This window comes from Geodermatophilus sp. SYSU D01036 (assembly GCF_054050435.1).
In genome coordinates, this window is sequence record NZ_JBJGZJ010000011.1 from 94,895 (window position 1) to 121,892 (window position 26,998).

General features: G+C 76.6%; 22 protein-coding genes. 14 read left to right on the forward strand and 8 right to left on the reverse strand.

Translation table 11 applies throughout. From position 1 onward, the window contains the following. Positions 1–8: 8 nt before the first annotated feature. Positions 9–3,422 (forward strand): ATP-dependent helicase, encoded by a 3,414-nt coding sequence (locus ACI8AR_RS13200; protein WP_457051438.1) that lies wholly within the window; start codon positions 9–11, stop codon positions 3,420–3,422. 99 nt (positions 3,423–3,521) lie between these two features. Here ACI8AR_RS13200 and ACI8AR_RS13205 read toward each other — a convergent pair whose 3' ends face one another. After that, positions 3,522–4,358, reverse strand: a complete 837-nt coding sequence (locus tag ACI8AR_RS13205) for an alpha/beta fold hydrolase (protein WP_457051439.1) — start codon at positions 4,356–4,358, stop codon at positions 3,522–3,524. A 63-nt stretch (positions 4,359–4,421) separates the two neighbouring features. Between ACI8AR_RS13205 and ACI8AR_RS13210 the strand changes: the two genes are divergently transcribed. From ACI8AR_RS13210 to nudC, 6 genes are read left to right on the forward strand one after another with little or no spacing between them, the layout of a single operon-like run. Then, a complete protein-coding gene (locus tag ACI8AR_RS13210) occupies positions 4,422–5,825 on the forward strand; it encodes a M20/M25/M40 family metallo-hydrolase (RefSeq protein ID WP_457051440.1) in 1,404 nt (467 codons plus the stop codon). Then, complete coding sequence (locus tag ACI8AR_RS13215; RefSeq protein WP_457051441.1) at positions 5,822–7,432, forward strand: serine/threonine-protein kinase; 1,611 nt, start codon at positions 5,822–5,824, stop codon at positions 7,430–7,432. The genes ACI8AR_RS13210 and ACI8AR_RS13215 overlap by 4 nt, the downstream gene beginning before the upstream one ends. Positions 7,433–7,489: 57 nt before the next feature. After that, positions 7,490–8,386 (forward strand): DUF2510 domain-containing protein, encoded by an 897-nt coding sequence (locus ACI8AR_RS13220; RefSeq protein WP_457051442.1) that lies wholly within the window; start codon positions 7,490–7,492, stop codon positions 8,384–8,386. A gap of 41 nt (positions 8,387–8,427) precedes the next feature. Then, positions 8,428–9,738 carry a M16 family metallopeptidase gene (locus ACI8AR_RS13225; protein WP_457051443.1) on the forward strand — a complete coding sequence of 437 codons (1,311 nt, stop codon included), beginning with the start codon at positions 8,428–8,430 and terminating at the stop codon, positions 9,736–9,738. After that, positions 9,735–11,114, forward strand: a complete 1,380-nt coding sequence (locus ACI8AR_RS13230) for a M16 family metallopeptidase (RefSeq protein ID WP_457051444.1) — start codon at positions 9,735–9,737, stop codon at positions 11,112–11,114. Before ACI8AR_RS13225 ends, ACI8AR_RS13230 begins: the two co-directional genes overlap by 4 nt. Continuing rightward, positions 11,111–12,079, forward strand: coding sequence for an NAD(+) diphosphatase (gene nudC / locus ACI8AR_RS13235; protein ID WP_457051445.1), 969 nt, complete (start codon positions 11,111–11,113; stop codon positions 12,077–12,079). Before ACI8AR_RS13230 ends, nudC begins: the two co-directional genes overlap by 4 nt. Here nudC and ACI8AR_RS13240 read toward each other — a convergent pair. The 3 genes from ACI8AR_RS13240 to ACI8AR_RS13250 form a co-directional block, all read right to left on the reverse strand. Then, positions 12,072–12,323, reverse strand: a complete 252-nt coding sequence (locus tag ACI8AR_RS13240; RefSeq protein WP_457051446.1) for a hypothetical protein — start codon at positions 12,321–12,323, stop codon at positions 12,072–12,074. The two genes, nudC and ACI8AR_RS13240, sit on opposite strands and share 8 nt — an antisense overlap. 395 nt (positions 12,324–12,718) lie before the next feature. Beyond that, a complete protein-coding gene (locus ACI8AR_RS13245) occupies positions 12,719–13,312 on the reverse strand; it encodes an ANTAR domain-containing protein (RefSeq protein WP_457051447.1) in 594 nt (197 codons plus the stop codon). 121 nt (positions 13,313–13,433) lie between these two features. Further along, positions 13,434–13,697, reverse strand: a complete 264-nt coding sequence (locus tag ACI8AR_RS13250; protein ID WP_457051448.1) for a mycoredoxin — start codon at positions 13,695–13,697, stop codon at positions 13,434–13,436. Between the two features lie 213 nt (positions 13,698–13,910). On the opposite strand from ACI8AR_RS13250, the gene ACI8AR_RS13255 reads away from it, so the two are divergent. The 4 genes from ACI8AR_RS13255 (at position 13,911) to ACI8AR_RS13270 (ending at position 17,180) form a co-directional block, all read left to right on the forward strand. Further along, on the forward strand, positions 13,911–15,950 hold the full coding sequence (locus tag ACI8AR_RS13255) for an ATP-dependent helicase (RefSeq protein WP_457051449.1): 2,040 nt from the start codon (positions 13,911–13,913) through the stop codon (positions 15,948–15,950). A gap of 193 nt (positions 15,951–16,143) precedes the next feature. Beyond that, on the forward strand, positions 16,144–16,449 hold the full coding sequence (locus ACI8AR_RS13260; RefSeq protein ID WP_457051450.1) for a hypothetical protein: 306 nt from the start codon (positions 16,144–16,146) through the stop codon (positions 16,447–16,449). 145 nt (positions 16,450–16,594) lie between these two features. Further along, on the forward strand, positions 16,595–16,942 hold the full coding sequence (locus tag ACI8AR_RS13265; RefSeq protein WP_456929243.1) for a WhiB family transcriptional regulator: 348 nt from the start codon (positions 16,595–16,597) through the stop codon (positions 16,940–16,942). Positions 16,943–17,015: 73 nt separating this feature from the next. After that, positions 17,016–17,180, forward strand: a complete 165-nt coding sequence (locus tag ACI8AR_RS13270) for a hypothetical protein (protein WP_456929244.1) — start codon at positions 17,016–17,018, stop codon at positions 17,178–17,180. 143 nt (positions 17,181–17,323) lie between these two features. Here the strand turns inward: ACI8AR_RS13270 and ACI8AR_RS13275 are convergent, their stop codons facing one another. The 3 genes from ACI8AR_RS13275 to ACI8AR_RS13285 form a co-directional block, all read right to left on the reverse strand. Continuing rightward, the gene (locus ACI8AR_RS13275) at positions 17,324–18,646 is read right to left on the reverse strand and encodes an ABC1 kinase family protein (RefSeq protein WP_457051451.1); all 1,323 of its coding nucleotides are present in this window, start codon (positions 18,644–18,646) and stop codon (positions 17,324–17,326) included. Further along, the gene (locus ACI8AR_RS13280) at positions 18,643–19,749 is read right to left on the reverse strand and encodes a ThiF family adenylyltransferase (protein WP_457051452.1); all 1,107 of its coding nucleotides are present in this window, start codon (positions 19,747–19,749) and stop codon (positions 18,643–18,645) included. Before ACI8AR_RS13280 ends, ACI8AR_RS13275 begins: the two co-directional genes overlap by 4 nt. 109 nt (positions 19,750–19,858) lie before the next feature. Continuing rightward, positions 19,859–20,011: a DUF5679 domain-containing protein gene (locus tag ACI8AR_RS13285; protein WP_012950213.1), complete on the reverse strand. Its 153-nt coding sequence runs from the start codon at positions 20,009–20,011 to the stop codon at positions 19,859–19,861. Between the two features lie 357 nt (positions 20,012–20,368). Between ACI8AR_RS13285 and ACI8AR_RS13290 the strand changes: the two genes are divergently transcribed. After that, complete coding sequence (locus tag ACI8AR_RS13290; RefSeq protein WP_457051453.1) at positions 20,369–20,950, forward strand: M48 metallopeptidase family protein; 582 nt, start codon at positions 20,369–20,371, stop codon at positions 20,948–20,950. Positions 20,951–21,227: 277 nt separating this feature from the next. Here the strand turns inward: ACI8AR_RS13290 and ACI8AR_RS13295 are convergent, their stop codons facing one another. Continuing rightward, complete coding sequence (locus tag ACI8AR_RS13295; RefSeq protein WP_457051454.1) at positions 21,228–22,622, reverse strand: zinc-dependent metalloprotease; 1,395 nt, start codon at positions 22,620–22,622, stop codon at positions 21,228–21,230. A 103-nt stretch (positions 22,623–22,725) separates the two neighbouring features. On the opposite strand from ACI8AR_RS13295, the gene ACI8AR_RS13300 reads away from it, so the two are divergent. Both ACI8AR_RS13300 and ACI8AR_RS13305 read left to right on the forward strand, forming a co-directional pair. After that, positions 22,726–23,751 (forward strand): YlbL family protein, encoded by a 1,026-nt coding sequence (locus ACI8AR_RS13300; protein ID WP_457051455.1) that lies wholly within the window; start codon positions 22,726–22,728, stop codon positions 23,749–23,751. Between the two features lie 232 nt (positions 23,752–23,983). After that, positions 23,984–26,953 (forward strand): UPF0182 family membrane protein, encoded by a 2,970-nt coding sequence (locus ACI8AR_RS13305; RefSeq protein ID WP_457051456.1) that lies wholly within the window; start codon positions 23,984–23,986, stop codon positions 26,951–26,953. Positions 26,954–26,998 lie beyond the last annotated feature (45 nt).

The following is a 26,998-nucleotide window of genomic DNA, read 5'->3' on the forward strand; positions in this document are numbered from 1 at the left end:
GGACACCGGTGAGCCGCCGCACGCCCACGCCCGACGAGCAGCTCTCCTTCGACGACCTCCTGGGCCCGGGGGCCGCCGAGCCGGTCGAGCCGAAGCGGCTGCTCGACCCGGCCGAGGTGGCGGCCCGCTGCGGGCTGTCCTACGCGCCCTCGCCCGAGCAGGCCGGCGTGGTGTCCGCGGCCGCCGACCGGCCGCTGGTCGTCGTCGCCGGGGCCGGGTCGGGCAAGACCGAGACGATGGCCGCCCGCGTGTGCTGGCTGGTCGCCAACGAGCTGGTCGCCCCGGAGGAGATCCTCGGGCTCACGTTCACCCGCAAGGCGGCCAGCGAGCTCAACGAGCGGATCCGGCTGCGGCTGACCGCGCTCGCCCGCCACCCCGAGACCGACCCGCAGCTGAGGGAGCGGCTGGCCGTCGCGATGCCGACGGTGTCGACCTACCACGGGTACGCCGCCTCGCTGGTGTCCGAGCACGGGCTGCGGATCGGCGTCGAGCCGGGCGCCGGCGTGCTCGGCCCGGCGATGTGCTGGGGGCAGGCGGCCGCCGTCGTGTCCGGCTGGACCGGCGACATGGACGACGTCCCCCTGAGCCCGCTGACCACCACCGAGGACGTGCTGGCGCTGGCCGCCGAGCTCGGCGAGCACGACGTCAGCCCCGCAGCGCTGCGGACCTGGACCGCGCGCCTGGAGGCGCAGGTGGCCGGTTACCCCGACGCGAAGGGCAAGCGCGGCCCCTACAAGCCGGTGGTCGAGATGCTCGCCCGGCAGCGCGCCCGGGTGGCGCTGCTGCCGCTGGTCGAGGCGTTCGAGGGGCGCAAGCGCGCCGCCGGGGCGATCGACCACTCCGACCAGGTCGCGCTCGCCGCGCGGATCGCCGTCTCCGCGCCCGAGGTGGGCCGCCGCGAGCGGTCGCGCTGGCGGATCGTGCTGCTCGACGAGTACCAGGACACCAGCGTCGGCCAGCTGCGGATGCTCGAGGCGTTGTTCGGGCGGGCCACCGGGCACGCGGTGCTCGCCGTCGGCGACCCGCGCCAGTCGATCTACGGGTGGCGCGGCGCCTCGTCCGGGACGATCGAGCGCTTCGACCGCACCTTCCCCGGCGCCCGCGGCAAGCGGGCGGAGCGGCTCACGCTGGCCACGAGCTGGCGCAACGACGGCGCGGTGCTCGACGTCGCGAACGCCGTCGCCGGGCTGCTGCCGGCGCCGGTCGTGGCGCTGCCGGACCTCACCGCCCGGCCGGGCGCCGGGCCCGGCACCGTGCTGGCCGGGCTGTACACGACGGTGGCCGAGGAGACCGACGCGCTCGCCGACCGGCTGGCCGCCTGCTGGCGCGGGGAGGACCCCGCGCTGCCGCCCCGGCCCGACGGCCGCCCGCCCACGACGGCGGTGCTCGTCCGCACCCGCAAGCAGCTGCCCGGCATCGCCGCCGCGCTGCGCGCCCGCGGGCTGCCGGTGACCGTCGTCGGGCTCGGCGGGCTGCTCGAGGTGCCCGAGGTGTCCGACGTCGTCGCCACCCTGACCGTGCTGGTCGACCCCTCCGCCGGCGACGCCCTGGGCCGGCTGCTCACCGGCGCCCGGTGGCGGATCGGCCCGCGCGACCTGGCCGCGCTGGAGGCCCGCGCCCGCGCGCTGGTGCACGCGCGCAAGCCGGACGGGGACGACGAGGCGGTCCGGCGCTCCGAGCGGGGCAGCATCGTCGAGGCGCTCGACGACCTCGGCGACCCCGGCGCGTACTCGCGCGCGGCCTGGCGCCGGCTGCGCCGGCTCGGCGGGGAGCTCGCGCACCTGCGCGGGCGGCTGGGGGAGTCGCTGCCGGACCTGGTCGACGAGGTCGCCCGGACCCTCGGCCTGGAGACCGAGCTGGCCAGCACGCCCGGCGTGAGCCCGGGTGCGGCGCGGGCGCACCTGGACGCGCTGCACGCCGTCGCCGCCGAGTTCACCGAGCTGGCCGAGCTGCCCTCGCTGCCGGCGTTCCTCGGCTACCTGCGCGACGCCGAGGAGCGCGAGCGCGGCCTGGAGCCCGGCGAGGTGGCGGTCGACCCCGAGTCGGTGCAGCTGCTCACCGTGCACTCGGCGAAGGGCCTGGAGTGGGACGTCGTCGCCGTGCCCGGCATGACCGCCGACCAGTTCCCCTCGCGCACCGACACCAGCGACTCCTGGGTCAAGGACCCCGGCGCGATCCCGGTCGACCTGCGCACCACCGACCGCGGCGAGCTCCCGCAGCTGGAGCTGCCGGTGCCCGGCTCCGGGGACCAGGCGGCGGTGCGCGCGGCTCTCGAGGACTACATCGAGGAGTGGAAGGCCTTCGGCGAGGCCGAGGAGATCCGGCTGGGCTACGTCGCGGTCACCCGCGCCAAGCACCTGCTGCTGTGCTCGGGCAGCTGGTGGCGCGAGGGCGTGAAGCCCAACGGGCCCTCGGTGCTGCTGGACACCGTCCGGCGGGCGTGCACCGCCGGCGCGGGCGTCGTCGTCGCCTGGGCCGAGCGGCCGGAGGAGGGCGCGACCAACCCGGCGCTGGAGGAGTGGCCGGTCGGGGTGTGGCCGGCCGACCCGCTCTCCGAGCCGCGCCGCCGCGCGCTCACCGCCGCCGCGGAGCTGGTCACGGGCGCCGCCCCGCACCCGCTGGACCCGGAGGCCGCGCTGGGCACGTCCGACCCGGTGGTCGAGCAGTGGGTGCGCGAGGCCGACCTGCTGCTGCGGGAGCGCCGCCGCACCGCGCGGCCGACCGTCGAGGTGCCGCTGCCCGGCCACCTGTCGGTGTCGGAGCTGGTCGCGCTGCGCCGCGACCCGGCCGAGCTGGCCCGCCGGCTGCGCCGGCCGATGCCGTCGGCGCCCGCGCCGCTGGCCCGCCGGGGGACGGCCTTCCACGCGTGGCTGGAGGAGCGCTTCGGCGTCTCCCGGCTGCTCGACCTCGACGAGCTGCCCGGCTCCGGCGACGAGTCCGCGGCGCCCGACGGCGCGCTGGGCGCCCTGCAGGCGGCGTTCCTCGCCGGCCCCTGGGCCGACCGGCAGCCGGTCGAGGTCGAGGTGCCGTTCGAGACGCCGCTGGGGCCGCTCACCCTGCGCGGCCGCATCGACGCCGTCTTCGCCGACGGCGACGGCGGCTTCGAGGTCGTCGACTGGAAGACCGGCCCGCCGCCGTCCGGCGCGGAGCTCTCGGCGGCCGCGGTGCAGCTGGCCGCCTACCGGCTGGGCTGGTCCCGGCTGACCGGCGTCCCGGTGGAGAAGGTGAGCGCGGGCTTCCACCACGTGGCCGCGGGCGTCACCGTGCGCCCGGTCGACCTGCTCGACGAGGCCGGCCTGCTCGCCCTGGTCACCGGCGAGGCCGTCCACGACGGCCTGCCGCCCGGGCCGGACGACGAGCTGCCCCCGCCACCCGAGCCCGACGACGAACTGCCCCCGCCACCCGACGACGACCTCGGCTGACGCACCCGCGCGGGCGCCGTCGCGCCGCTGCCGCGCGCCCCGACCGCACCCCGCAGCGCGAGGTCGGGCACCACACGGCGAGGGCGGGCGGGGGAGCGGTCAGCTGGAGGCGATGCGGTCCAGGATCGCGGCGGCGAGCTGGTCGGGCGCCTGCTCGGGGATCCAGTGGCTCACGCCGGGCAGCTCGACGAAGCGGTAGTCACCGGCGCAGAACTCACCGCAGCCCTCGGCGGCGATCCGGCCGATCGCGATGTCGGCGTCGCTCCAGACGAACGTGGTGGGCACCGGGACGTCGTCGACCGGCGTCGACGAGCTCATCGCCCGGTACCAGTTGAGTGCGGCGGTGAGCGCACCCGGCGCGGACAGCACGGCCACGTACTCGTCGACCGCCTCCGGGGCGACGGCGTCGCCGTACATGCGGCGCAGCCGGCGGGCGCCGTCGGCCAGCAACACCTCCTCGGCCTTGCCCTCCTGCCAGAACAGCCGGATGTAGGACGAGCGCTCCTTCTGCTCCGGGTCGGAGCGGTAGGCCGCGGTGAACGCCGTCGGGTGCGGCACCGAGACGGCGGTCAGCGACCGCACCCGGTCGGGGTGCCAGCCGGCCAGCCCCCACGCCACGTTGGCCCCCCAGTCGTGCCCGACGACGTCGGCGACCGGGACGTCCATCGCGGTCATGAGGTCGGCGGTGACCTGCACGAGGTTGGGCAGCGCGTACGAGTCGACGTCGAGCGGCCGCGCGCCGGGGGAGTAGCCGAGCTGGTCGACGGCGTAGGTGCGCAGCCCCGCCTCGGCCAGCCGCGGCGTCACCGCGGCCCACGACGCCGAGGTCTCCGGGAAGCCGTGCAACAGCACCACCGGCCGCCCGTCCCCGGGGCCGTCGGCCCGCACGTCGAAGGTCAGGTCACCGACGTCCACCCGCAACAGTTCTCCCGCCATGTCGCCGAACCTAACGAGCGGGGCGCGACGTGTCGGCGCCGGTCCGCCGCTACCGTCGCGCTCGTGACGAGCCCGGAACGCGACTTCGTGCAGGCCCACCTCGACGACCTCCACGCCGACCTCGACGCCTGGCTGCGCATCCCCTCGATCTCGGCCGACCCGGCGCACGCCGGCGACGTCGCGGCGAGCGCGGAGTGGCTGGCCGGGGCGCTGCGCCGCACCGGGTTCCCCGTCGTCGAGATCTGGCCGACGCCGGGCGCCCCGGCCGTGTACGCCGAGTGGCCCAGCGCCGACCCGGACGCGCCGGTGGCGCTGGTCTACGGCCACCACGACGTGCAGCCGGTCGACCCGCTGGAGCTGTGGGACCGCCCGCCGTTCGAGCCGACCCGCGTCGAGACGCCGGGCGGCCCCGAGCTGCACGCCCGCGGCGCCATCGACGACAAGGGCAACGTCGCCTTCCACCTGCTCGGTATCCGCGCGCACCTGGCCGCCACCGGCCGCGACACCCCCGCCGTCACAGTGAAGCTGCTGGTCGAGGGCGAGGAGGAGTCCGGCTCGCCGCACTTCGCCGACCTCCTGCGCGAGCGCGCGGACCGGCTGGCCTGCGACGTCGTCGTCGTCAGCGACACCGGCATGGCCGCCCCCGACGTGCCCAGCGCCGTTGTCGCGATGCGCGGCCTCGCCGACGCCGAGATCACCCTGCGCGGCCCCGCCGTCGACCTGCACTCCGGGTCCTTCGGCGGCGGCGTGCCCAACCCGCTGCACGCGATGGCGTCCCTGCTCGCGGCGCTGCACGACGAGCAGGGCCGGGTCACGCTGCCCGGCTTCTACGCGAAGGTGCGGGAGCTGACCGACCGCGAGCGGGAGCTCATGGCCCGCGTGCCGTTCGACGAGGCCGCCTGGCTGGCCGGGCCGGCCGCCTCCCGCGCCACCGCCGGCGAGGCCGGGTTCAGCACGCTGGAGCGGGTCGGCGCCCGCCCGACCGCCGAGGTCAACGGCATGTGGGGCGGCTACACCGGCCCCGGCCACAAGACGATCGTCCCGGCCGAGGCGCACGCCAAGCTGACCTTCCGGCTGGTCGCCGACCAGCGTCCCGAGGACGTCGGCCCGATGCTGCGCGCGTGGGTCGGGCAGCACCTGCCCGAGGGGATCACGGCCGAGGTGCACACCCCGCCCGGCGGCGTCGCCCCGTGCGCCAGCGACCTCGACTCGCCGCACACGGGCGCCCTGCTGCGCGCCATCGGCCGGGCCTTCGACACCGACCCGGACGACGTCCTGTTCACCCGCGAGGGCGGCAGCGGCCCCGAGGCCGACCTGGTCGAGGTGCTCGGCGCGCCGCTGGTCTTCCTCGGCGCCGGCCTGCCCACCGACCGCATCCACTCGCCGAACGAGCGGGTGCTGCTGCCGATGCTGCACCGCGGCGCCGAGGCCGCGGCCCACCTGTGGCGGGAGCTGGCCGCGCGGTGACCGCGCCGGCGGACGGGCGCTTCGGCCCCTACCGGGTGCTCGGCGTGCTCGGCCGCGGCGGCATGGGGCAGGTGCTGCGGGCCCACGACGGCGAGCACGAGCGCGACGTCGCCCTCAAGGTGCTGCACCCGCAGTGGGCCGCCGACGAGAGCTACCGCGAGCGGTTCCGCCGCGAGGCCCGCATCGCCGCGCGGCTGAACGAGCCGCACGTCGTCCCCATCCACCGGTACGGCGAGGTCGACGGCCAGCTGTTCCTCGACATGCGGCTGGTCGAGGGGGAGGACCTCGCCTCGCTGCTGCGCCGCGCCGGGCGGCTGTCCCCGGCCCGCGCGGTCGACGTCGTGGGCCAGGTGGCCCGTGCGCTCGACGCCGCGCACGCCGGCGGCCTGGTGCACCGCGACGTCAAGCCGTCCAACGTGCTGCTGGTCGCCCGCGCCGACGGCGGCGACCTGGCGGCGTCCGCACCCGGTGAGGACTTCTGCTACCTCGCCGACTTCGGCATCGCCCGCACCTCGGCCGACGCCACCGGCCCGGCGCTGACCGGCACCGGGATGGCGGTGGGCAGCACCGAGTACATGGCGCCCGAGCGGTTCGGCTCCGGCCCGCTCGACGCCCGCGCCGACGTCTACTCGCTGGCCTGCGTCCTGTTCGAGGCGCTCACCGGTCGGCGGCTGTTCTCCGGCGACGACCCGGTGGCGCTCATGGCCGCGCACGTGCACGAGCCGCCGCCCCCGCCGTCGTCCCTGGCCCCGGGCGTCCCGCCGGCGCTCGACGCGGTGGTCCTGCGGGGCCTGGCCAAGGACCGCGACCGGCGCTGGCCCACGGCCGGGGCCATGGCCGCCGCCGCGCGCGCCGCGCTGGCCGAGAGCGGCGTCGCCGTCCCCGGGGGCGACGCCGGGACGGCGGTGGGCCCGGCTGCCGATGGCGCCCCGGCCCGGGCGGTCACCCGGCAGCAGGGGACGGGCCGCCCGGCCGCGCCGCCGACCACCCTCGGGCCGCCCCCGCCGGCCCCGCAGCGGCCCGCCCGCCTGCCGTGGGTGCTCGCCGCGCTCGGCGCGGTCCTCGCGCTGGCGCTCGCCGGGGCGCTGGTGGCGGTGGTCCTCCGGCTCGACGCCGCCCGGGAGGACGCCCGGGCGGCCGGCCAGCGGCTGGTCGCCACCGCGCTGGCGGCCGGCACGGACCCCGCCGGGTGCACCGCGGAGGAGCCCACCGACGGCGTCCTCCGGGAGCTCGGCTGCCCGGGCGACCCGGAGGCGGACGGGCCGTCCGGGGTCACCTACTCGGCCCACGACGGCGACGGCGCCGCGCGGGCCCTCGCCGCGGACGTCGAGGCGCAGGGGCTCCCCGAGCTCGAGGACCGCTGGTCCTGCGGGCAGGACCCCGAGGACGGGGACGGCCCCACCGGCTGGTTCCCGGTCCTCGACGACGGCGACACCGAGGTCGGCCGCGCGGCGTGCTGGGTCGACGGCGAGGGCGACGCCGTGTTCGCGTGGACGTGGGACGACCTCGGGACCCGCGCCGTGGCCGAGCTGCGCGGCGGCGGCGTCGACGGCCTGTACGCGCTGCGCAACTGGTGGGACGACAGCGCCGACCGCGGCTTCGGCTGACCTCCCCCGCGCCGCGGCGGACCGGGACGGCGCGCCTGCCGCCCTACGCTGCCCCCCGTGACCGGACCTGGGCTGACGCGCGCACCCGCGGGGTGGTACCCCGACCCCGACGGCGCCCCGGGGATGGTGCGCTGGTGGAACGGGGAGGCCTGGTCCGACGTCACGACCCCGTCCGGTCCCGGCGTCGCCGTCCAGGCGCCGCCCGTGGCCGTGCCGCCGTCGACCCGGGACGGCGGGTCCTGGCAGCCGGGCCCCGCGTCGCACCCGGCCCGGCGTCCCCGCACGGCCTGGTGGGTCGGCGGCTCGGTGCTGGCCGTCGTCGCCGTGGTCGTCGTCGCGCTGGTCGTCGGCCTGTCCGGGGGCAGCCCCACCGGACCGGGCGCCCAGACCGACCCGCCGGCCGCCGGCTCCTCGCCGGCCGGCCCCACGTTCCCGCCGGGGACCGTGCGGATCGTCGACGAGGAGTCGGGCATCTCCTACCCGTTCCTCGGCAACGGCTGGTACGAGTACGACCTCGGCCTCATGCCCGAGACCCGCACCATCGCCGGGCAGTACTTCACCACCCAGGAGCTGACCCCCGACGGCGGCAACTTCATCGCCCAGTGCACCTCGGGACCGGTCTCCGACGGCTACGGCTGGACCGGCCCGGGCAGCGAGCAGGCCACGGTGACGGCGCTGGCCGACAGCGTCCGCGCGGCCTACTACCCGTACCCGAACGAGCGGGAGGTGCTGCGCGACGAGGCGCTGACCGTCGACGGCCACGCCGCGCACCTGGTCGAGTTCCAGCTGACCTGGGACGTCGAGGGCTACGACTCCACCGGCGAGCGGGCGGCGCTGCTGGTCGTCGACGTCGGCCGGCCCGACCCCGCGCTGCTCTACGTCTCGATCCCCAACACCCACGCCGAGCTGTACGGGACCATCGACCGCGTCATCGCCGGCATCGACGTGTTGTAGGCCCCCGGCGCCGCGTCCTCCCGCGTGGTTAGGGTCGGTCCGTGACAGCAGCCGGAGCCGACCTGACACTGCGGCACCCGGTGGAGCGCTTCACGCTCGACAACGGGCTGCGAGTGGTCCTCGCACCCGACCGCAGCGTGCCGGTCGTCGCCGTGACCGTCTTCTACGACGTGGGCATGCGCAACGAGCCGGAGGGCCGCACCGGCTTCGCCCACCTCTTCGAGCACGTCATGTTCCAGGGCTCGGCACACGTGCCGAAGATGGAGCACGCCCGCCTGGTGCAGGCCGCCGGCGGCACGTTCAACGGCTCGACCCACCAGGACTACACGAACTACTACGAGGCGCTGCCCGCCGAGGCGCTCGAGCGCGCGCTGTTCCTCGAGGCCGACCGGATGGCCGCCCCGGCCATCACCGAGGAGAACCTCCGCAACCAGATCGACGTGGTCAAGGAGGAGATCCGGGTCAACGTGCTCAACCGGCCCTACGGCGCCTTCCCGTGGCTGCAGCTGCCGCAGATCGCGTTCGAGAGCTTCGCCAACACCCACGACGGCTACGGCTCCTTCGTCGACCTGGAGAGCTCCACGGTCGCCGACGCCGAGGACTTCTTCTCCCGCTACTACGCGCCGGGCAACGCGGTGCTGTGCATCGGCGGGGACCTCGACGCCGGCGAGACCGAGCGGCTGGTCCGCCGCTGGTTCGGCCCGGTCGAGGCCCGGGAGGTGCCGCCCACCCCGTTCACCGGCGAGCCCTCCCCGACGACGGTGCGCCGCGACGTCGTCGAGGACCGGCTGGCCCCCGCGCCCGCCGTCGCCCTGGGCTGGCGGGTGCCCGACCCGGTCGGCGACCTCGACACCTACCTGGGCACCGTGCTGCTCGCCGAGCTGCTCAGCGAGGGCGACGCCTCCCGGCTGGAGCGCCGCCTGGTGCACGACGACCGCCTGGCCGTGGCGCAGAGCAGCTACGTGGGCCTGTTCGGCGACCCGTTCGACGTCCGCGACGCCACGCTGCTCACCACCCAGGTGCACCACCCGGCCGCCGTCCCCGTCGAGGACGTGCTGGCCGCGGTGCACGAGGAGATCGGCCGGGTGGCCACCGAGGGCGTGCCGCCCGAGGAGCTGGCCCGGGTGCAGGCCCGCACCGAGGCCCAGCTGCTGCGCCAGGCCGACTCCGTGCTCGGCCGCACGCTCGCCTTCGGCGGCGCCGAGCTGATCCACGGCCGCGCCGAGCTGGCCGGCGAGCTCGCCGCCCGGCTGGCCGCGGTCACCCCCGACGCGGTGCAGGTCGCCGCCAAGGGACTCGATCCCGGCACCGCCGCGATCCTCGAGCTGCGCGCCACCGGAGGAGCCCGATGAGCGCCCCCGTCCTCGACCTGGACCTCATCCCGCCGCTGGGCGAGCCGCGCCCGCAGCCGGTCTCCGAGGTCGCGACGACGACGCTGCCCAACGGGCTGGCCGTCGTCGTCGTGCCGCGGCCCGGCGTGCCGCTGGTCGAGCTGCGGCTGCGCGTGCCGTTCGCCGCGACCTCCCCGCGCGGCGCCCTCCAGCACGCCGCCCGGTCCTCGGTGCTCTCCGGCGCGGTGCTGCTCGGCACCGGGCAGCGCGACGCCACCGCCGTCGCCGAGGCGCTGCAGGGCCACGGCGCCGAGCTGACCGTGGCCGCCGACCCCGACCGGCTGCTGTTCTCCACCACGCTGCTGTCCGAGAGGCTGGCCCCGGTCCTCGGCGTGCTGGCCGAGGTGCTCACCGACGCCGCCTACCCGGGCGACCAGGTCGAGGCCGAGCGCGACCGGGTGGCCGAGCGGATCGCCATCGCCCGCTCGCAGCCCGGCGTCATCGCCCGCACCGCGCTGGCCGCCCGCCGCTACGGCACCCACCCCTACGCCGCGCAGCTCCCCGCACCGGACCTGGTCGGCAAGGTCACCGGCTCCGCGCTGCGCAAGCTGCACCGCGAGCGGCTGCTGCCCGCCGGCAGCACGCTGGTGCTCGTCGGCGACCTCGACGTCGCGGCGGCCACCGACGCCGTCGCCGCCGCGCTCGGCGGCTGGACGGGGGAGGGCACCGCCGCCGGCGCCAAGCCCGCCCCGACGCTCGCGCCCGGCCACCTCGAGGTGGTCGACCGGCCGGGCGCGGTGCAGTCCAACATCCGCCTCGGCGGGCCGGCGCCGGGCCGCACCGACCCCGACCTGCCCGCCGTGCGGCTGGCGAGCATGGTGTTCGGCGGCTACTTCTCCTCGCGGCTGGTCGAGAACATCCGCGAGCGGCGCGGCTACTCGTACAGCCCGCGCAGCGCCGTCGAGCACCTGGCCGCGGCCTCGTCGTTCCTCGTCGAGGCCGACGTCGCCACCGAGGTCACCGGCGCGGCCTTCCTCGAGACGTGGACCGAGCTGGGCCGGATGGCGCTGGCGCCGGTCACCGAGGCCGAGCTCGACGCCGCCCGCCGCTACGTGCTCGGCAGCATGGCGCTGTCGACCGCCACGCACGCCGGGCTGGCCAGCACGCTGTCCGCGCTGGCCGGGTCGGGGCTGTCGGCGGAGTGGCTGGCCGAGCACCAGCGGGCGCTGGCGGAGGTCACCGTCGAGCAGGTGCAGGAGGCCGCGCGGCGCTACCTCGCGCCGGCCGCGCTGACGGCCGTCGTCGTCGGGGACGCCGAGCGGGTCGCCGACGCCCTGCGGGCCCTCGGCCCGGTCGACGTCACCGCCAGCGCCGCCGCCGCGCCGGACCCGGCGTGAGCGTCCCGCCGGGCGGCAGCACGCCGGACGACGTCGCCTCCCCGGAGGCCGTGCGCGGGTTCTGGCCGGCCGGCACGCCCGACACCACGGGCACGGTGCCGGTGCTGTCCCGCTCGGCGCACGACCGCGACCACCTGGGCCGGGCGCTGGAGGACCCCACCCGCGGGCGGCCGGTGCGGGTGCTCACCGTCGACGACCGCCGCGCCGTCCCGGTGCGCGAGACCGACGGCGGCCCCGAGCTGGTCTGGGACGAGCAGCCGGCCCTGCCGGTGGGCGCGGTGTACCTCGGCGAGGCCGGCGGCGTCCCCTACGCCGCGGTCCGCGGCGAGCGGGCGCTGACGGTCAACGGCCGGCCCGTGGACCTGTGGACCGGGCTGCGCGAGGTGGGCGCCGACCTCGGCGACCTCGACGCCGGCCTGCTCGCCCAGGCCGTCGGCATCCTCGAGTGGCACGAGCGGGCCCGGTTCAGCCCGCTGTCCGGTGCCGCGACGACGATCGAGCGGGCCGGTTGGGTGCAGCGCGACCCGGTCACCGGCACCGAGCTGTTCCCGCGCACCGACCCCGCGGTGATCATGCTCGTCCACGACGGCGGCGACCGCTGCGTGCTGGGCCGGCAGGCGGTGTGGCCGCCCGGGCGGTTCTCGATCCTCGCCGGGTTCGTCGAGCCGGGGGAGTCCGCCGAGGGCGCGGTGGCCCGCGAGGTCGCCGAGGAGGTCGGGCTGGCCGTCACCGACGTCCGCTACGTGAGCAGCCAGCCCTGGCCGTTCCCGCAGTCGCTGATGCTCGGCTTCGTCGCGCGGGCCGAGGGGGACCTGGAGCTGCGGCTGGACCCGACCGAGATCGAGGAGGCCCGCTGGTGGACCCGCGACGAGCTGCGCTCGGGCCGCGGGCCCGCCGCGCTGCCGCCGCCGGTCTCGATCGCCCGGCACATCATCGACCGCTGGGTGGCCGGCGAGCTCAGCTGAACCGGCCCTGGAGCACCAGCGCCGGGTGCTCGGGGCGGTCGGCCAGCACCACGGCGTCGGCGAGCAGCACGGGGTCGACCTCGTCGTCGTAGCGGTCGAAGGCGGGCAGCTCCCACGCCTGCCCGGCGGGGAAGCGCCGCTTCCGCGCGGCCGGCGCCACCCGCAGGTGGACGACGACGTCGAAGGCCAGCCCCACGCCCTGCAGCAGCGGGCCGGGGACCAGCAGCACCCCGCGTGGCGGCATCGGGCGGTAGTCGGCCCGGGCGGCGCGGTCGCGGGCGACGTCCCACAGGACCGGCAGGTACTCGCCCGGCCCGCCGGGACCGACCCGGTCGAGAACCTCGCGGGCCAGCGCGCCGGCGTCGAGCCAGTCGGTGTAGCGGGCGTCGGGGTCGGTGCGGCCGTGCTCGAACCGCAGGGAGGCCGGCCGCAGGAACCCGGCGGCCGGGACGACGACGGCCGGGCGGCCGAGCGCGGGCAGCCGGTCGGCGACCGCCCGGGCGAGGTCCTCCGGGTCGGCGACGTCGGGCCCGTCGACGGCGACGCGCAGGGCGGCCGCGCCCGGCTCGGGGTCGGCGTCGGCGAGGAGGGCGGCCAGCCGGTCGGCCAGCGCGCCCGGGGTCAGCGGCTGCGGACCGCTCAGCGGCGGCCGTCCGCGGGCACGGCGGGACCGGGACGGCCCGGCGCGTGCGGCACCCGCCGGCCCGGCGGGCGGCGGGGGGTCGGCGGCAGCGCCGCGGCCGCCTCGGCGGCCGCGCCGTCGAGGGGCTCGAGCACCTCGCGGGCCAGCTCGTGCACCGGCCGCCCGAGCGACCGGGCCTGCGTGCGCAGCGCCTCGAACGCGGCGCGCGGCGAGGTGCCCTGGCGCTCGGCGAGCACCCCGATCGCCCGCTCGGTGGCGACCCGGGAGGCCAGCGCGTGCTCCAGCTGGGCGACGGTCCGCTCGAGCGCGGCGATCCGGGCGTCCCGGGGGTCGCCGTCGGGCCCGGCGCCGGTCGCCCCGCGCGCGGCGCGACGCGTCGCGCGGTCGGGGTCGGCGGGACCGTCGAGTTCCTCGGTGACGAGGTCGGCCAGCGACAGCCCCTCCAGCAGGTCGGCGACGTCGTCGGCGCGGCCGGGGGACAGGACGCTCCAGCCGCGGCCGGTCCGGGCGAGCACGACGGAGGGGCGGTCGGCGGGCGGCTCCTCCGGAGTCGCTGCGGACACGGGGAGGTGCACGGCGTCCGAGGTCACGACAGCGGCTCCCGCAGGTGCTCGGCCGGTGGGCCGGGTGGACGTCGGCGTGTCACGGTCGCGACCCGCCGGGGGACGATGATGCACCGCCGGGGGGCGCGACCCCTACACCACCCGCCGATCAGGCGCTCGGTTGCTGCGCGAGCTGCGCCTTGACCTGGTCGATGCTCGGGTTGGTGAGGGCGCTGCCGTCGGCGAAGACCAGGGTCGGGACGGTGCGGTTGCCGCCGTTGGCGTTCATGACGACCTCCGCCGCGGCGGCGTCGCGCTCGATGTCGACCTCGGCGAAGTCGATGCCCTCGACCTGCATGAGCTTCTTGAGCCGCACGCAGTACCCGCACCAGGTGGTGGTGTACATCGTCACGGCGGCGGGCGCGGCAGTCACTCGGGGTCCTCCAGGCAGTCGGGGCGGGGACGCGACGGCGTCCCAGGGGGCCAACACCGCGGGCCCGGCGGCTCTTCCCGTCCTCCCCGTCCCCAGGCGCACCGGCCGTCCCCAGGCGCCGGGGTGTCCCTGCCGTCTGTCGTCCCGGGCTGGGACACTCGCAGGAGCGGTCCGCCGGCCGCCGTCCCCCTGTGCCCTCGGAGGAACCACCGCATGCCCCGGACAGCCGACGCGCCCCTGGCGACCCCCGGGTCCGCGGGGACCTCCGCCGGCGCCGAGGCGGTCCTGGCCGGCCTCGACGAGGAGCAGCGCGAGGCCGCCTCGGCGGTGACCGGCCCGGTGTGCATCCTCGCCGGTGCGGGGACGGGCAAGACCCGCACGATCACCCACCGCATCGCCTACGGCGTGCACACCGGCGCGTTCGTCCCCGAGCAGGTGCTCGCGGTGACCTTCACCGCCCGCGCGGCGGGGGAGCTGCGCACCCGGCTGGCCGGTCTCGGCGTCGGCGGGGTGCAGGCCCGCACCTTCCACGCGGCGGCGATGCGCCAGCTGCGCTACTTCGCGCCGCGCGTGCTCGGGGGCCCGCTGCCGCCGCTGATCGAGAACAAGCTGCGGGTCGTCGCGTCGGCGGCCACCCGCAACCGGCTGACCACCGACCGGACCAGCCTGCGCGACCTCGCCAGCGAGATCGAGTGGGCCAAGACCACGCTGGCCACCCCGGAGGACTACCCGGCGCGCGCCCAGGCCGCCGGCCGCGAGCCGCCGTTCGACGCCGCGGCCGTCGCCCGCGTCTACGCCTCCTACGAGTCGGCCAAGCAGCGCGACGGCGCGCTCGACTTCGAGGACCTGCTGCTGGTCACCGCGTTCGCGCTGGAGGAGCACCCCGACGTCGCCCGGCAGGTGCGCGCGCAGTACCGCCACTTCGTCGTCGACGAGTACCAGGACGTCAACCCGCTGCAGCAGCGGCTGCTCGACGCCTGGCTGGGCGGGCGGGCCGACGTCTGCGTCGTCGGCGACCCCAACCAGACGATCTACTCCTTCACCGGGGCCGACCCCGACTACCTCCTGGGCTTCGCCGACCGCTATCCCGACGCCGCGGTGGTCAAGCTCGAGCGCGACTACCGGTCGACGCCGCAGGTGGTGGGGCTGGCGAACAAGCTGATCGGGCAGGCGCCCGAGCGCAAGAGCATCTTCCGGCTCAAGCTCCTCGGCCAGCGCGCCGAGGGCCCCGAGCCGCGCTTCTTCGAGCACGCCGACGAGCCCGCCGAGGCCGCCGCGGTCGCCCAGGCCTGCCGCGCGCTCATCGAGAACGGGACGCCCGCGTCGGAGATCGCGGTGCTGTTCCGCATCAACGCGCAGTCCCAGGTCTACGAGTCGGCGCTGGCCGACGCCGGCGTGCCCTACGTCCTCAAGGGCGGGGAGCGGTTCTTCGAGCGGCCCGAGGTCCGCGAGGCGGTCGTCCTGCTGCGCGGCGCGGCCGCCGGCGGCCACGAGCCCGGCGCGCTGGTGCCCACGGTGCGCGACGTGCTGGCCGCGACCGGCTGGGTGGAGCACCGCCCGCCGGCCGGGGGAGCGGCCCGCGACCGCTGGCAGTCGCTGGCCGCGCTGGTCGACCTCGCCGTCGACCTGGTGGCCGAGGACCCGACCACCGACCTCCAGCGCTTCGTCACCCACCTCGCCGAGCGGGCCGACGCCCAGCACGCGCCGACCGTCCAGGGCGTGACCCTGGCGTCGATGCACGCGGCCAAGGGCCTGGAGTGGGACGCCGTCTTCGTCGTCGGCCTGGTCGACGGCGTGGTGCCCATCTCCCAGTCGCTGTCCCGACCGGAGGCGGTGGAGGAGGAGCGGCGGCTGCTCTACGTCGCGGTCACCCGCGCCCGCGAGCAGCTCACCCTCTCCTGGTCGCTGGCCCGCAACCCCGGCGCCAAGCGGGCCCGCCCGCGCAGCCGCTTCCTCGACGGCCTGGTGCCCGGCTCCACGCCGTCGGCCCTGCCACCGCCGCGGAAGACCAAGCGGGCCAAGGTCGTCCTCGAGGGCGAGGCCGGGGAGATCTTCGAGCGCCTGCGCGCCTGGCGCAGCAGCACCGCGCAGGCCGCCTCGGTGCCCGCCTACGTCGTGTTCACCGACGCCACCCTGCAGGCCATCGCCGAGGCGAAGCCGACGAGCATCCGCGAGCTGTCGGCGCTGCCCGGCATCGGCGCCCGCAAGCTGGAGATGTACGGCGAGGACGTCCTCGCCACCGTGGGCGGCTGACCGGTCACCGACCGTGCCCACCGCACGGCCGGACCGGCGCGTCCCACGCCGACGGAGGACGCGCCCGTTAATTGCGTTGCGCCGCTGTCGTGACCTTCCCTACTGTCCTGCCTGCGCCCGACGGACGACCGCGGGCGCGCCAGACCGAGCCCGGCCCGACCGCCGGACTCCGACCCCGGGAGGAGGGGTACCGATGATCGACATGCGCTGCGTCCTCGCCCCCGCCGGGGTCTCCGCCTGGGGCGCCCTCGTCGTGCGTCCGGCCCTGACCGGCGCCGTCCCGTCCGCGCGGCCGCGCTACGCCGTCGTCAAGACGACGACGCCGTTCGACCTGACCGGCACCGCCGTCGCTGCGCCCACCGCTCCGGTCCAGGGGACCGGTCTGCCCACCGCCGATGACTTCGGCACCGGCGTCGGCGGCACCGACGCCCCCCGCATCCACATCTCCAACCAGCGCCACACCCTCGGGATCCACTCCCCGGGGAGACCGCAGAGCTAGCCGCTCGACCGGTCCTCCTCGAGGCCGCGGAACCCGAACCCCGGGATCCGCGGCCTTCGTCTTCCTCCGCGGCACCCGGCCCCGACCACCCCGGTCGGCGGGCCCCCGCCGGCCGCGCAGACGACGAGTACGAGGAGGAGCGGCAGTGCAGCAGACGATCGACCGCCCGACGTCCCACCGCCGACCCGGGCTCCCCCGGACCGGCGGCGCCACCCCGAGGACGCCGCACACCCCCCTGGCCCCGGCACCGGTGCGGCGCCCCCTGCCGTGCCGCGGGACCGACGACCCGGACCTGTGGTTCGCCGAGAGCCCCGCGCTGCTCGAGCAGGCCAAGGTCCTGTGCGGGGAGTGCCCGGTCCGCGACGCCTGCCTGGCCGGCGCCCTGGACCGCGGCGAGCCGTGGGGCGTCTGGGGCGGCGAGATCTTCGAGCGGGGTGTGGTCATCCCGCGCAAGCGCCCGCGGGGCCGTCCCCGCAAGGTCGTCGCGGCGTGAGCCGGGACGGCGACAGCCGACAGCGACAGCCATCCGATCGGGCACGACGCCCGACGAGCACCGAGGACCCGAGATGACCACGTACGAGTACGACCTGGCCACCACGCGGCTGCGCGAGCTGCGCGCCGAGGCCGACACCGCCGGCCGCGTGCGCCGGCTGCGGGCCGCCCGCCGGTGGGCCCGCCGCGCGGAGTACGCCAGCCGGCGTGCCGCGCGGGCCAGCGCCGCCGTCCGCTAGGCGACGGCGCCCCTCAGGGACCCGGCAGCACGCCGAGCCCCTCCCGGTCGAGGCCGGGCTCCCGACGCTCCCGGTGCGTCGGGAGCCCGGCCTCTCGTCGTCCCGGGCCGGTCGTGGTCGGTCCGGTCCGGGTCGGGCGCGGGTCAGGCCTTGAAGCCGGGCAGCCACTCCTCCAGGACGCCGCGGTAGTCGGCGGCGGCGTCGAGCTGGCAGAGCACGCCGATGGAGCCGACCGTCACCCGGTGGATGAGCAGGTAGGCCGGCGGCAGGTTGAGCTGGCGGCCGAGCTTGCTGGCCTCGGTGCGGGGGTCGGCGAGGCGGGCGGCCTGCTCCTGCATCCACTTGCGGGTGAAGCGGAAGCCCGGGCTCTCGACCGGCTCCAGCATCGGCCGCAGGTAGTCCAGCACGCCCTGGGCGTCGACCTCGATGCCCGGCCGCACGAACCCCTCGGCGCGCAGGTCGGTGAGGACCTCCTCGGCGCGGCCCTCCAGCGCCCAGCGGACCAGCCGGCCGATCGGCTCGGGCAGCCCGTCGGGGAGCCGGGCCGTGGCGCCGAAGTCGATGACGCCGAGCCGGCCGCCGTCGACGAGCCGGAAGTTGCCCGGGTGCGGGTCGGCGTGCAGCAGCCCGGCCCGCTGCGGGGCGGAGAAGTGCAGCACCGCCATGAGGTGGCCGGCGCGGTCGCGCTGCTCGCGGGTGCCGTCGGTGATGACCCGCGACAGCGGCAACCCCTCCAGCCACTCCGAGACGATCACCTTGGGCGCGCTGGCCACCACCCGCGGGACGACGATCTCCGGGTCGCCCGCGTAGGCGGCGGCGAACTGCCGCTGCGCGTCGGCCTCCAGCCCGTAGTCGAGCTCCTCGATCACCCGGGCGCGCAGCTCGGCGATGAGCGGCTTGACGTCCATGCCGGGGAACAGCGCGGCGAACAGCCGGGCGAACCGGGACAGCTGGTTGAGGTCGGCCATCAGCGCGGTGGCCGCCCCCGGGTACTGGATCTTCACGGCGACGTCGCGGCCGTCGCGCCAGGTGGCGCGGTGCACCTGGCCGATGCTGGCGGCCGCCGCCGGCTGGTCGTCGAACTCGCGGAACCGGGTCCGCCACGTGCCGCCGAGCTGCTGGGCGAGCACCGCGTGCACGGTGCGCACCGGCATCGGCGGCGCCGCCTCCTGGAGCTTGACCAGCGCCTCGCGGTAGGGCGCGGCCACCTCCTCGGGGACGGCGGCCTCGAACACCGACAGCGTCTGGCCGAGCTTCATCGCCCCGCCCTTGAGCTGGCCCAGGACGGCGAACAGCTGCTCGGCGGTGCGCTGCTGCAGCTCCGCGGCGACCGCCTCCGACGACTGCCCCGACAGCCGCTTGCCGATCCCCAGCGTGGCGCGGCCGGCCGCACCCAGGGGGAGCGAGGCCAGCCGCGCGGTGCGCGAGATCGAGCCCCTCGGGATCCCCCGTGCGTCGTCGGTCACCGTGCCATTGTCCCCGACGCGGAGCCGGGGCCGCTGACGGAGCCGTGGTGGGCGTCACCCGGAGGGGCGGGCGTCGCCCCGCACCCGCACGACGGGTGCGCCGGCCAGCGGCGCAGCCGCGGCACCAGGCCCGGGGGCGCCAGCTCCACCGTGCCCGCCAGCGCCGCCGGGCTGCCGCTGCCGTCGAGGTAGGCGAGCGCCGTCTGCGCCGCGGCCAGCGCGGTCGCCCAGCAGGTGAGGGTGGACCCGCCGGGGACGTCGGCGGCGGTGAGCTGGGCGGCGAGCACCGGCCAGCGCGGGTCGGCGTCGCGACGGCGCAGGTCGGCGCACCGGAGGCAGCCGGTGACGCCGGGGACCACCAGCGGCCCGACGACGCCGGTGTCGCCGCGGACGGCGGCCACCAGGTGCGCCACGCCGGCGTCCCGCAGGCCGGCGACCAGCGGGTCGGAGGCCGCCCAGGGCCGGGCGAGGACGACGAGGTCGGGGACGGCGCCCGGCGGCAGCGGGCGCAGGTCGGTGAGCGGGCTGGCGCGGCGGACGGCGTCCGCGGCGGCGAGCGAGCGGGCCCGCCCCTCGTCGGCCGTGGTGAGGCCGCCGGCGACCGCGTCGGCCACGGTCGCGACGCCGCCGTCGCGGACGTGGACCCGGCCCACGCCGCTGGCGGCCAGCAGCGTCGCCAGGGGGACGCCGACCCGGGTCGCGCCCTCGACGACGACGGTCGCCGCGCGCCGGGCGTGCCAGCGCACCGCGCCGTCGGGGTCCCGCGCGGCGGGCAGCTCCGCGGCGGTGCGGGCCGCGGCGGCCGGGCCGGCGTCGGAGGCGAGCAGGTCCGCGGCCTCGAGGTCGACCAGCGTGCCGGTGGCCCGCAGGTGGTCGAGCAGCGCGGCGACCGAGCGGGGGTCGAGCCCGTCACCGGCGGCGTCGGCCAGCACGGTCCGTTGGGAGCGCCGGCCGTCGAGCCCGCGCAGCAGCGCGGTCACCGCGGCCGGGGCGGAGCCGACCAGCACGCCGTCGCGCTCGACCCCGCCGACCTGGACGGCGTCGGGGGAGCGGCGGAGCAGCGGCGTGCCCGGGGGCAGCAGGGGGTGGGCGGTGTCGGACACCCGCGCAGGGTGGCAGGACCGGCCCGGCGCCCGCTGCCGTCGTCCACAGGGCCCGGGGACGACGACGGCGGCGCCCGCGGTGCGGGACGCCGCCGTCAGGAGGCAGTGCCTAGGCCTTGCCGAGGATCCGGTTCATCTTGGTGCCGCAGACCGGGCAGGTGCCCTGGGCCATCCGGCGGCCGGACTCGCTGACCTTGACCTCGCCGTCGAAGTCCCGCTTCTCCTTGCACTTCACGCAGTAGCCGTTGTAGCTCTCCGCCACGGTGCCTCCTCTTCCAGCTGCTCGGCACCCGTTCGGGCACCGTCTCCGCGAACGCTACCCGGACGGTCCCGTCCGACCCGTCCGGCCGGGGAGCCCGGCCTGCCGCGGTGCCCACAGCCTGTGGACAGCGCTGTGGAGACGGTGGGGACCCCGCGGCGTGTCGCTGTGTGCAGCCGGGGGAGGGGCCGGCGTCCACCCGCCCGTCGCCGGCCCCTTCCACGCCCGTCACCTGCGCGGACGCCGTCCGGGCCGCTGTGGACGGGACAGGGGCCGGCGTGTCCACCGTCCGTGCGACTCGTACCCGAGCGGGTGGCTCCCCTCCGCGCGTCGCCGGCGGCCGGTGGCTACCGTCCTCCCGTGCCCGGATCGACCCCCGACCCCTCGCGCGGCCGCCTGTCCACGGACGGGCCGGTCGAGGTGCGCCGCAGCGCGCGCCGCCGTCGGACGGTGACCGCCTACCGCGAGTCGGGGCGGACGATCGTGCTCATCCCGGCGGCGTTCACGCCGGCCGAGGAGCGGCGCTGGGTGGCCCAGATGGTGGCCAAGCTGCAGACCCGGGAGGAGCGCCGCCGCCGGTCCCTGGGCGGCGACGACGAGCTCATGAGCCGCGCCCGCGCCCTGTCGGCCGAGCACCTCGACGGCGTGCCGCAGCCGACCAGCGTGCGGTGGGTGGACAACCAGCAGCGCCGCTGGGGGTCGTGCACCCCCGCCGACGGCAGCATCCGGCTGTCCAGCCGGCTGCGGTCGATGCCGGAGTACGTCGTCGACTACGTGCTGGTGCACGAGCTGGCGCACCTGCTGGAGCCCAGCCACGACGCGCGCTTCTGGGCGCTGGTGGCCCGCTACCCCCGGGCGGAGCGGGCCCGCGGGTTCCTCGAGGGCGTCGAGACGGCCCGCGCCGACGGCGCCCGCGAGGACGACGGCGACCTCGTCGACTGAGCACGTCGTCGGCCTACCGGCCGACACCGCGGCCAGGTGCCGTCCCGGCCTGCGCGGAGCCCATCCGTCGCACCCGTCGCGGAGCCCTCCGGGCCCCCCTCGGACAACGACACCGCGGCCAGGTGCCGTCCCGGCCTGCGCGGAGCCCATCCGTCGCACCCGTCGCGGAGCCCTCCGGGCCCCCCTCGGACAACGACACCGCGGCCAGGTGCCGTCCCGGCCTGCGCCGAGCCCATCCCGGTCCTCGGCGGCCGGGTGCCCTCCGGCAGCGCCGTCCTCAGCGGGTGGGGGCGTCCCCGTCGGTGTCCCCGCCGTCCGTGTCCCCGCCGTCGTCGGTGTCGCCGCCGGTGTCCTCGGCCTGGTCGGTGAGCGCGCGCAGCTCGTCGTCGACGCCCTGGCGGGCGACGAAGTCCAGCGGCTCGTCGAGGTCGTCGGAGGTGGGCAGCAGGTCCGGGTGCGACCACAGCCGGTCGCGGGCCTCGGTGCCGTGCTGCTGCGCCATGGCGCCCCAGACGGTGGCCGCGTCGCGCAGCCGGCGCGGGCGCAGCTGCAGGCCGACCAGGGTGGCGAAGGTCTGCTCCGCCGGGCCGCCCGAGGCGCGGCGACGGCGCATCGTCTCGGCCAGCGCCCCGTGCCCGGGCAGCCGCTCGCCGGCCGCGGCCGCGACGACGGCATCCACCCAGCCCTCCACCAGCGCCAGCAGCGTCTCCAGCCGGCGCAGCGCCATCTGCTGCTCCGGCGTCTCCTCCGGCTCGAGCAGCCCGCTGCCCAGCAGCTCCTGCAGCGCCTCGGGGTTGGACGGGTCGAAGCCGCCGCCCATCGAGCCCATCGCGTCGTTGAGCCCGCGCTCGATCGCCTCGCGGTCGATGGTGATGCCGCGGGCGTAGGCGTGGACGGCGTCGTGCAGCTGCTGGCGCAGCCACGGCACGTGGGCGAACAGCCGCAGCGACGCGGCCTCGCGCAGGGCGAGGAACAGGCGGACCTCGTCGGCGGGGCGGTCCAGGCCCTCGGCGAACGCGGCGACGTTCTGCGGGAGGAGCACCGCGGAGCCGGCCGGGGCCAGCGGCAGGCCGACCTCGGTGCCGGTGAGCACCTCGCCGGCGAGCCGGCCGAGGGCCTGCCCGACCTGGGCGCCGAACATCAGGCCGCCCATCCGGCCCATGATCCCGGCCAGCGGGCCGGCCATGGCCATGGCCTCCTGCGGCAGCGCGGAGGTCATGGCGGCCACGACCTTCTCGGCCAGCGGGTCGATGAGCGCGCCCCAGGCGGGCAGCGTCTGCTCGACCCACTCCACCCGGGACCAGGCCAGCGCCCGGTCCGCCCCCGAGGGCAGGTCGGTGACCTGGTCCAGCCACAGGTCGGCCAGCCGCACCGCCTCGGTGACGGCGGCCCGCTCGGCCTCCGACGTCGGCTGGGTGCCGGTGGCCAGGGAGCTGATCGCGCCCTGCCGGGCGAGGTCCCAGTTGACCGGCCCGCCCGACCAGTTCATGAGCTTCTGCAGCTCGGCGAACAGCGGCATCTTGCCGAGGAACTCCTCCGGAGTGCCGCCCCCGGCGCCGCCCGGGCCGCCGAACCCGAACAGGGCGCCGAAGCCGAACGGGTCACCGCCGGGCTGGTCCCGGCGCTCGGGGTCGCGGTCGGGCATCCCGAATCCGAACGGCACGTCACTCATGCCCCCACGGTAGACGCGTGATCACACCGCCGGAGCCCGAGCGCGGGCTCCGGCGTCCGCTCTCGGCGGACGCTGCCAGCGCGAGGTTCTACGCTGGCCGGTCGTGACCCGTCGGATCGCCGTCCTCGCCGTCGGTGTGGTGCTGCTGCTCGTCGCCGGCGTCCTCGGCGCGGCCCTGCCGGTGCCCTACGTCGCCCAGGTGCCCGGCCCGACCTTCAACACCCTCGGCGACATCGACGGCGACCCGGTCATCTCCCTCCGCGGCCGCGACCGCAACGACGTCACCGGCAACCTCAACCTGACCACGGTCGGCGTCGGCCGGGCGGGCCTGAGCCTGGTCGAGGCGGTCCGCGGCTGGTTCGACGACGAGATCAGCGTGGTGCCCGAGGAGTCGGTGTACCCGCCGGACCAGACCGAGGAGGAGATCGAGCAGGCCAACCGGCAGGCCTTCCTCACCTCGGAGGAGTCCGCCGAGGCCGCGGCACTGGGCCACCTCGGCTACCCGGTGAAGGTCGTCGTCCGCGGGCTGTCCGGGGACGACTCGCCGTCGGACGGGCTGCTCGAGGAGGGCGACGCGATCGAGTCCGTCGACGGGCGGCCGACGCCGGACTCCGACGCGCTGGCCGCCGTCCTCGCCGCCATCCCGGCCGGCACGACCGTGGAGGTCGCCTACACCCGGCTCGGGCAGCCGGGCACGGCCACGCTGACCACGGGCGGGTCCCCCGACCGCGAGGGCTCGGTGCTCGGCGTCGTGGTGCGCGAGCAGCCCTCGGCGCCGTTCGACGTCGACATCGACGTCGCCGACGTCGGCGGCCCGTCGGCGGGCCTGATGCTCACCCTCGGCATCCTCGACCTGGTCGGCGACACCGACCTGACCGAGGGCGCCGTGGTGGCCGGCAGCGGCACCATCGACGCCGACGGCGCGGTGGGCGCGATCGGCGGCATCCAGCTGAAGATGGTCGCCGCCGAGGAGATCGGTGCCGAGCTGTTCCTCGTCCCGGCCGACAACTGCCCCGACGCGCTCGGCTCCCCGGCCACCGGCCTCACCCTGGCCCGGGTGGCCACCCTCGACGACGCCCTGACCGCCCTCGAGGACGTCCGGGAGGGGCGCACGCCCGCGGGCTGCTGAGCGCCGCCCGCCACGGGACGCCCCGCGTGGTGGATGCTGTCGGCCAGCACGGGCCCCCGGGGAACCCGGTGCCGCGCCGAGCGTTGGTCAGGGGCGACACCGGCCGCTCGTGCGCCAGCCCGGCGCCCGTGCCGACCGGCGCCCCACACGTCCGACCGCACGCGGTCGCCACACCGCGACGGCGCCTCCCGGTGCCCGCCGCACCTGCAACTGAAGGAGACCGCTCGTGGCCATGCGGCCCCCCGTGTCCGTGCCGACGCTGTCGCGGCGCGCGAAGGTGGTCATCGGGTCCATCGCCGTGCTGCTGGTGCTGTTCACGGCCATCGGGACGTTGACCAACGTCTACGTCGACTACCTCTGGTTCGACGAGACCGGGTACACCGAGGTCTTCTGGACCGAGCTCCAGACCCGGGCCCTGCTGTTCGCCGTGGCCGGCGTGGCCACCGGCGGGCTCACCGCGCTGGCGATCTACCTGGCGTACCGGTTCCGCCCGGCGTTCCGGCCGATGTCGCTGGAGCAGCAGAACCTGGAGCGCTACCGGCAGTCGCTGGAGCCCCGCCGCACCCTGGTGCTGTCGGCCGTCGCGGTCGTCGTCGGCCTGTTCGCCGGGTTCACCGCGCAGGGCAGCTGGGAGACCTGGCTGACCTTCCGCAACTCGGTGCCCTTCGGCGACGTCGACCCCCAGTTCGGCCTGGACCTGTCGTTCTTCGTCTTCGAGTACCCCTTCTACCGGCTGCTGCTGAGCTTCGGCTTCGCCATCGTGCTGCTGGCGCTGATCGGCTCGCTGCTGACCCACTACGTCTTCGGCGGGCTGCGGCTGCAGACGCCGGGGCAGAAGCTCACCGGCGCGGCGATGGTGCAGCTGTCGGTGCTGCTCGGCCTGTTCGTGGCGCTCAAGGCCGTCGCGTACTGGTTCGACCGCTACGCGCTGGTCTACTCCGACCGGGGCGAGCTGTTCAGCGGCGCGAGCTACACCGACGTCAACGCGCTGCTGCCGGCCAAGACGATCCTGGTCTTCGCGGCGGCGTTCTGCGCCGTCGCCTTCTTCGCCAACGTCGTCGTCCGCAACTTCCGGCTGCCGGCCGCCGCGCTGGTCCTGCTGCTGCTGTCCAGCCTGGTCATCGGCGTGGCCTACCCGGCGATCGTGCAGCAGTTCGTCGTCCGCCCCAGCGCCAACGAGCGCGAGGCCGACTACATCGAGCGGGCGATCGCCTCGACCCGCGCGGCCTACGACCTCACCGAGGTCGAGTACACGGACTTCGCGCAGGAGAACACGGGGGAGGACGTCGACACCGACGCCGCGCTCGCCGAGCTGCGCAACGACGACGCGACCATCCCGAACGCCCGCCTGCTCGACCCGAACGTGCTGGCCGGGACGTTCACCGCGCGCCAGCAGATCCGCAACGTGTACGGCTTCCCCGAGAAGCTCGACATCGACCGGTACACGATCGACGGCGAGACCCGCGACTACGTCGTCGCCGTCCGCGAGCTCGACAGCGGCAGCCTGTCGGAGAACCAGGACACCTGGATCAACCGGCACACCGTCTACACGCACGGCAACGGGTTCGTCGCCGCGCCGGCCAACCAGGTGGTCACCGGCCAGGAGGGCGGCGAGCCCAACTTCACCAGCCGGGACCTGCCCACCACCGGCGACATCGAGGTCGAGCAGGGCCGGATCTACTACGGCGAGCTGATCGACGACTACTCCGTCGTCGGGGCGCCCGAGGGTGCCGACGCCCGCGAGTTCGACCGGCCCGAGGACGGCTCCGAGGGCGAGGTCAACAACACCTACGACGGCCGGGGCGGCGTCGCGATCGGCAGCTTCTTCCGGCAGCTGACGTTCGCCATCTACTACCGCGAGCGCAACTTCCTGCTCTCCGGTGCGGTCAACGACGCCTCGAAGGTGCTCTACGTCCGCGACCCCCGCGAGCGGGTGGAGAAGGCCGCGCCGTTCCTCACCGTCGACGGCGACCCCTACCCGGCCGTCATCGACGGCCGCGTGCAGTGGATCCTCGACGGCTACACGACGTCCGACGCCTACCCGTACTCCGAGCGGATGGAGCTCGGCGAGGCGGCGCAGGACGCGCTCACCGGCCAGGGGACCGCGGCGCTGCCGAACGAGCAGTTCAACTACATCCGCAACTCGGTCAAGGCCACCGTGGACGCCTACGACGGCACCGTCCGGCTCTACGAGTGGGACGAGGACGACCCGGTGCTCAAGGCGTACATGGCCGCGTTCCCGGGCGTGATCGAGGAGCGGTCGGAGATGAGCGACGAGCTCATCGGCCACGTCCGCTACCCCGAGGACCTGTTCAAGCTGCAGCGGGACATCCTCACCCGCTACCACGTGAGCGACCCGGGCGACTTCTACAGCCAGAACGACCGGTGGGCGGTGCCGGCCGACCCGACGCAGGACACGCAGACCGAGGAGGCGCAGCCGCCGTACTACATCCTCGCCGCGCGGCCGGGCGAACCGGACGCGACGTTCCAGCTGACCAGCGCGCTGAACGCCTTCCGCAGGCAGAACCTCTCGGCGTTCATCTCCGCGTCCAGCGACCCGGACACCTACGGCTCGATCCAGGTGCTCCGGCTGCCCGGCAACACGCCCTTCCGCGGGCCGCAGCAGGTGCAGCAGTCGTTCAACACCAACGACGAGGTCGCCCGGGACCTGACGCTGTTCAACAGCGAGGACTCGCAGGCGGTGTTCGGCAACCTGCTGACGCTGCCGATCGGGGAGAACGGCCTGCTCTACGTGCAGCCGCTGTACGTGGAGGGGACCGGCCAGAACTCCTTCCCGCTGCTGCGCAAGGTGCTGGTCAACTACGGCGGACGGGTCGGCTACGCCGACACCCTCTCCGACGCGCTGGACCAGGTCTTCGGGGCCGGGGCGGGGGACACCGCAACCGACTCCGACGACGCCGGGACCACCCCGGACACCGAGGAGCCGACGCCGGCCGAGCCGACCGCGCCCGCGGAGCCGACCACGCCGGCCGAGCCGACGACGCCGCCGGCCGACGGGTCGGACGCGACGCTGGACCAGGCGGTCGCCGACCTCGACGCGGCGCTGCAGCGGCTGGCCGAGGCCCAGCGCAGCGGCGACTTCGCCGCGCAGGGCCAGGCGCTGGCCGACCTGCAGGCGGCGGTCGAGGCCTACGAGGCGGCCCAGGGCGCGGCCGCGGCGCCGGCCACGCCGACCGACTGACGCCGCGCGGGCGGGGGTGCGCCGACCCGGTGCGCCCCCGCCCGC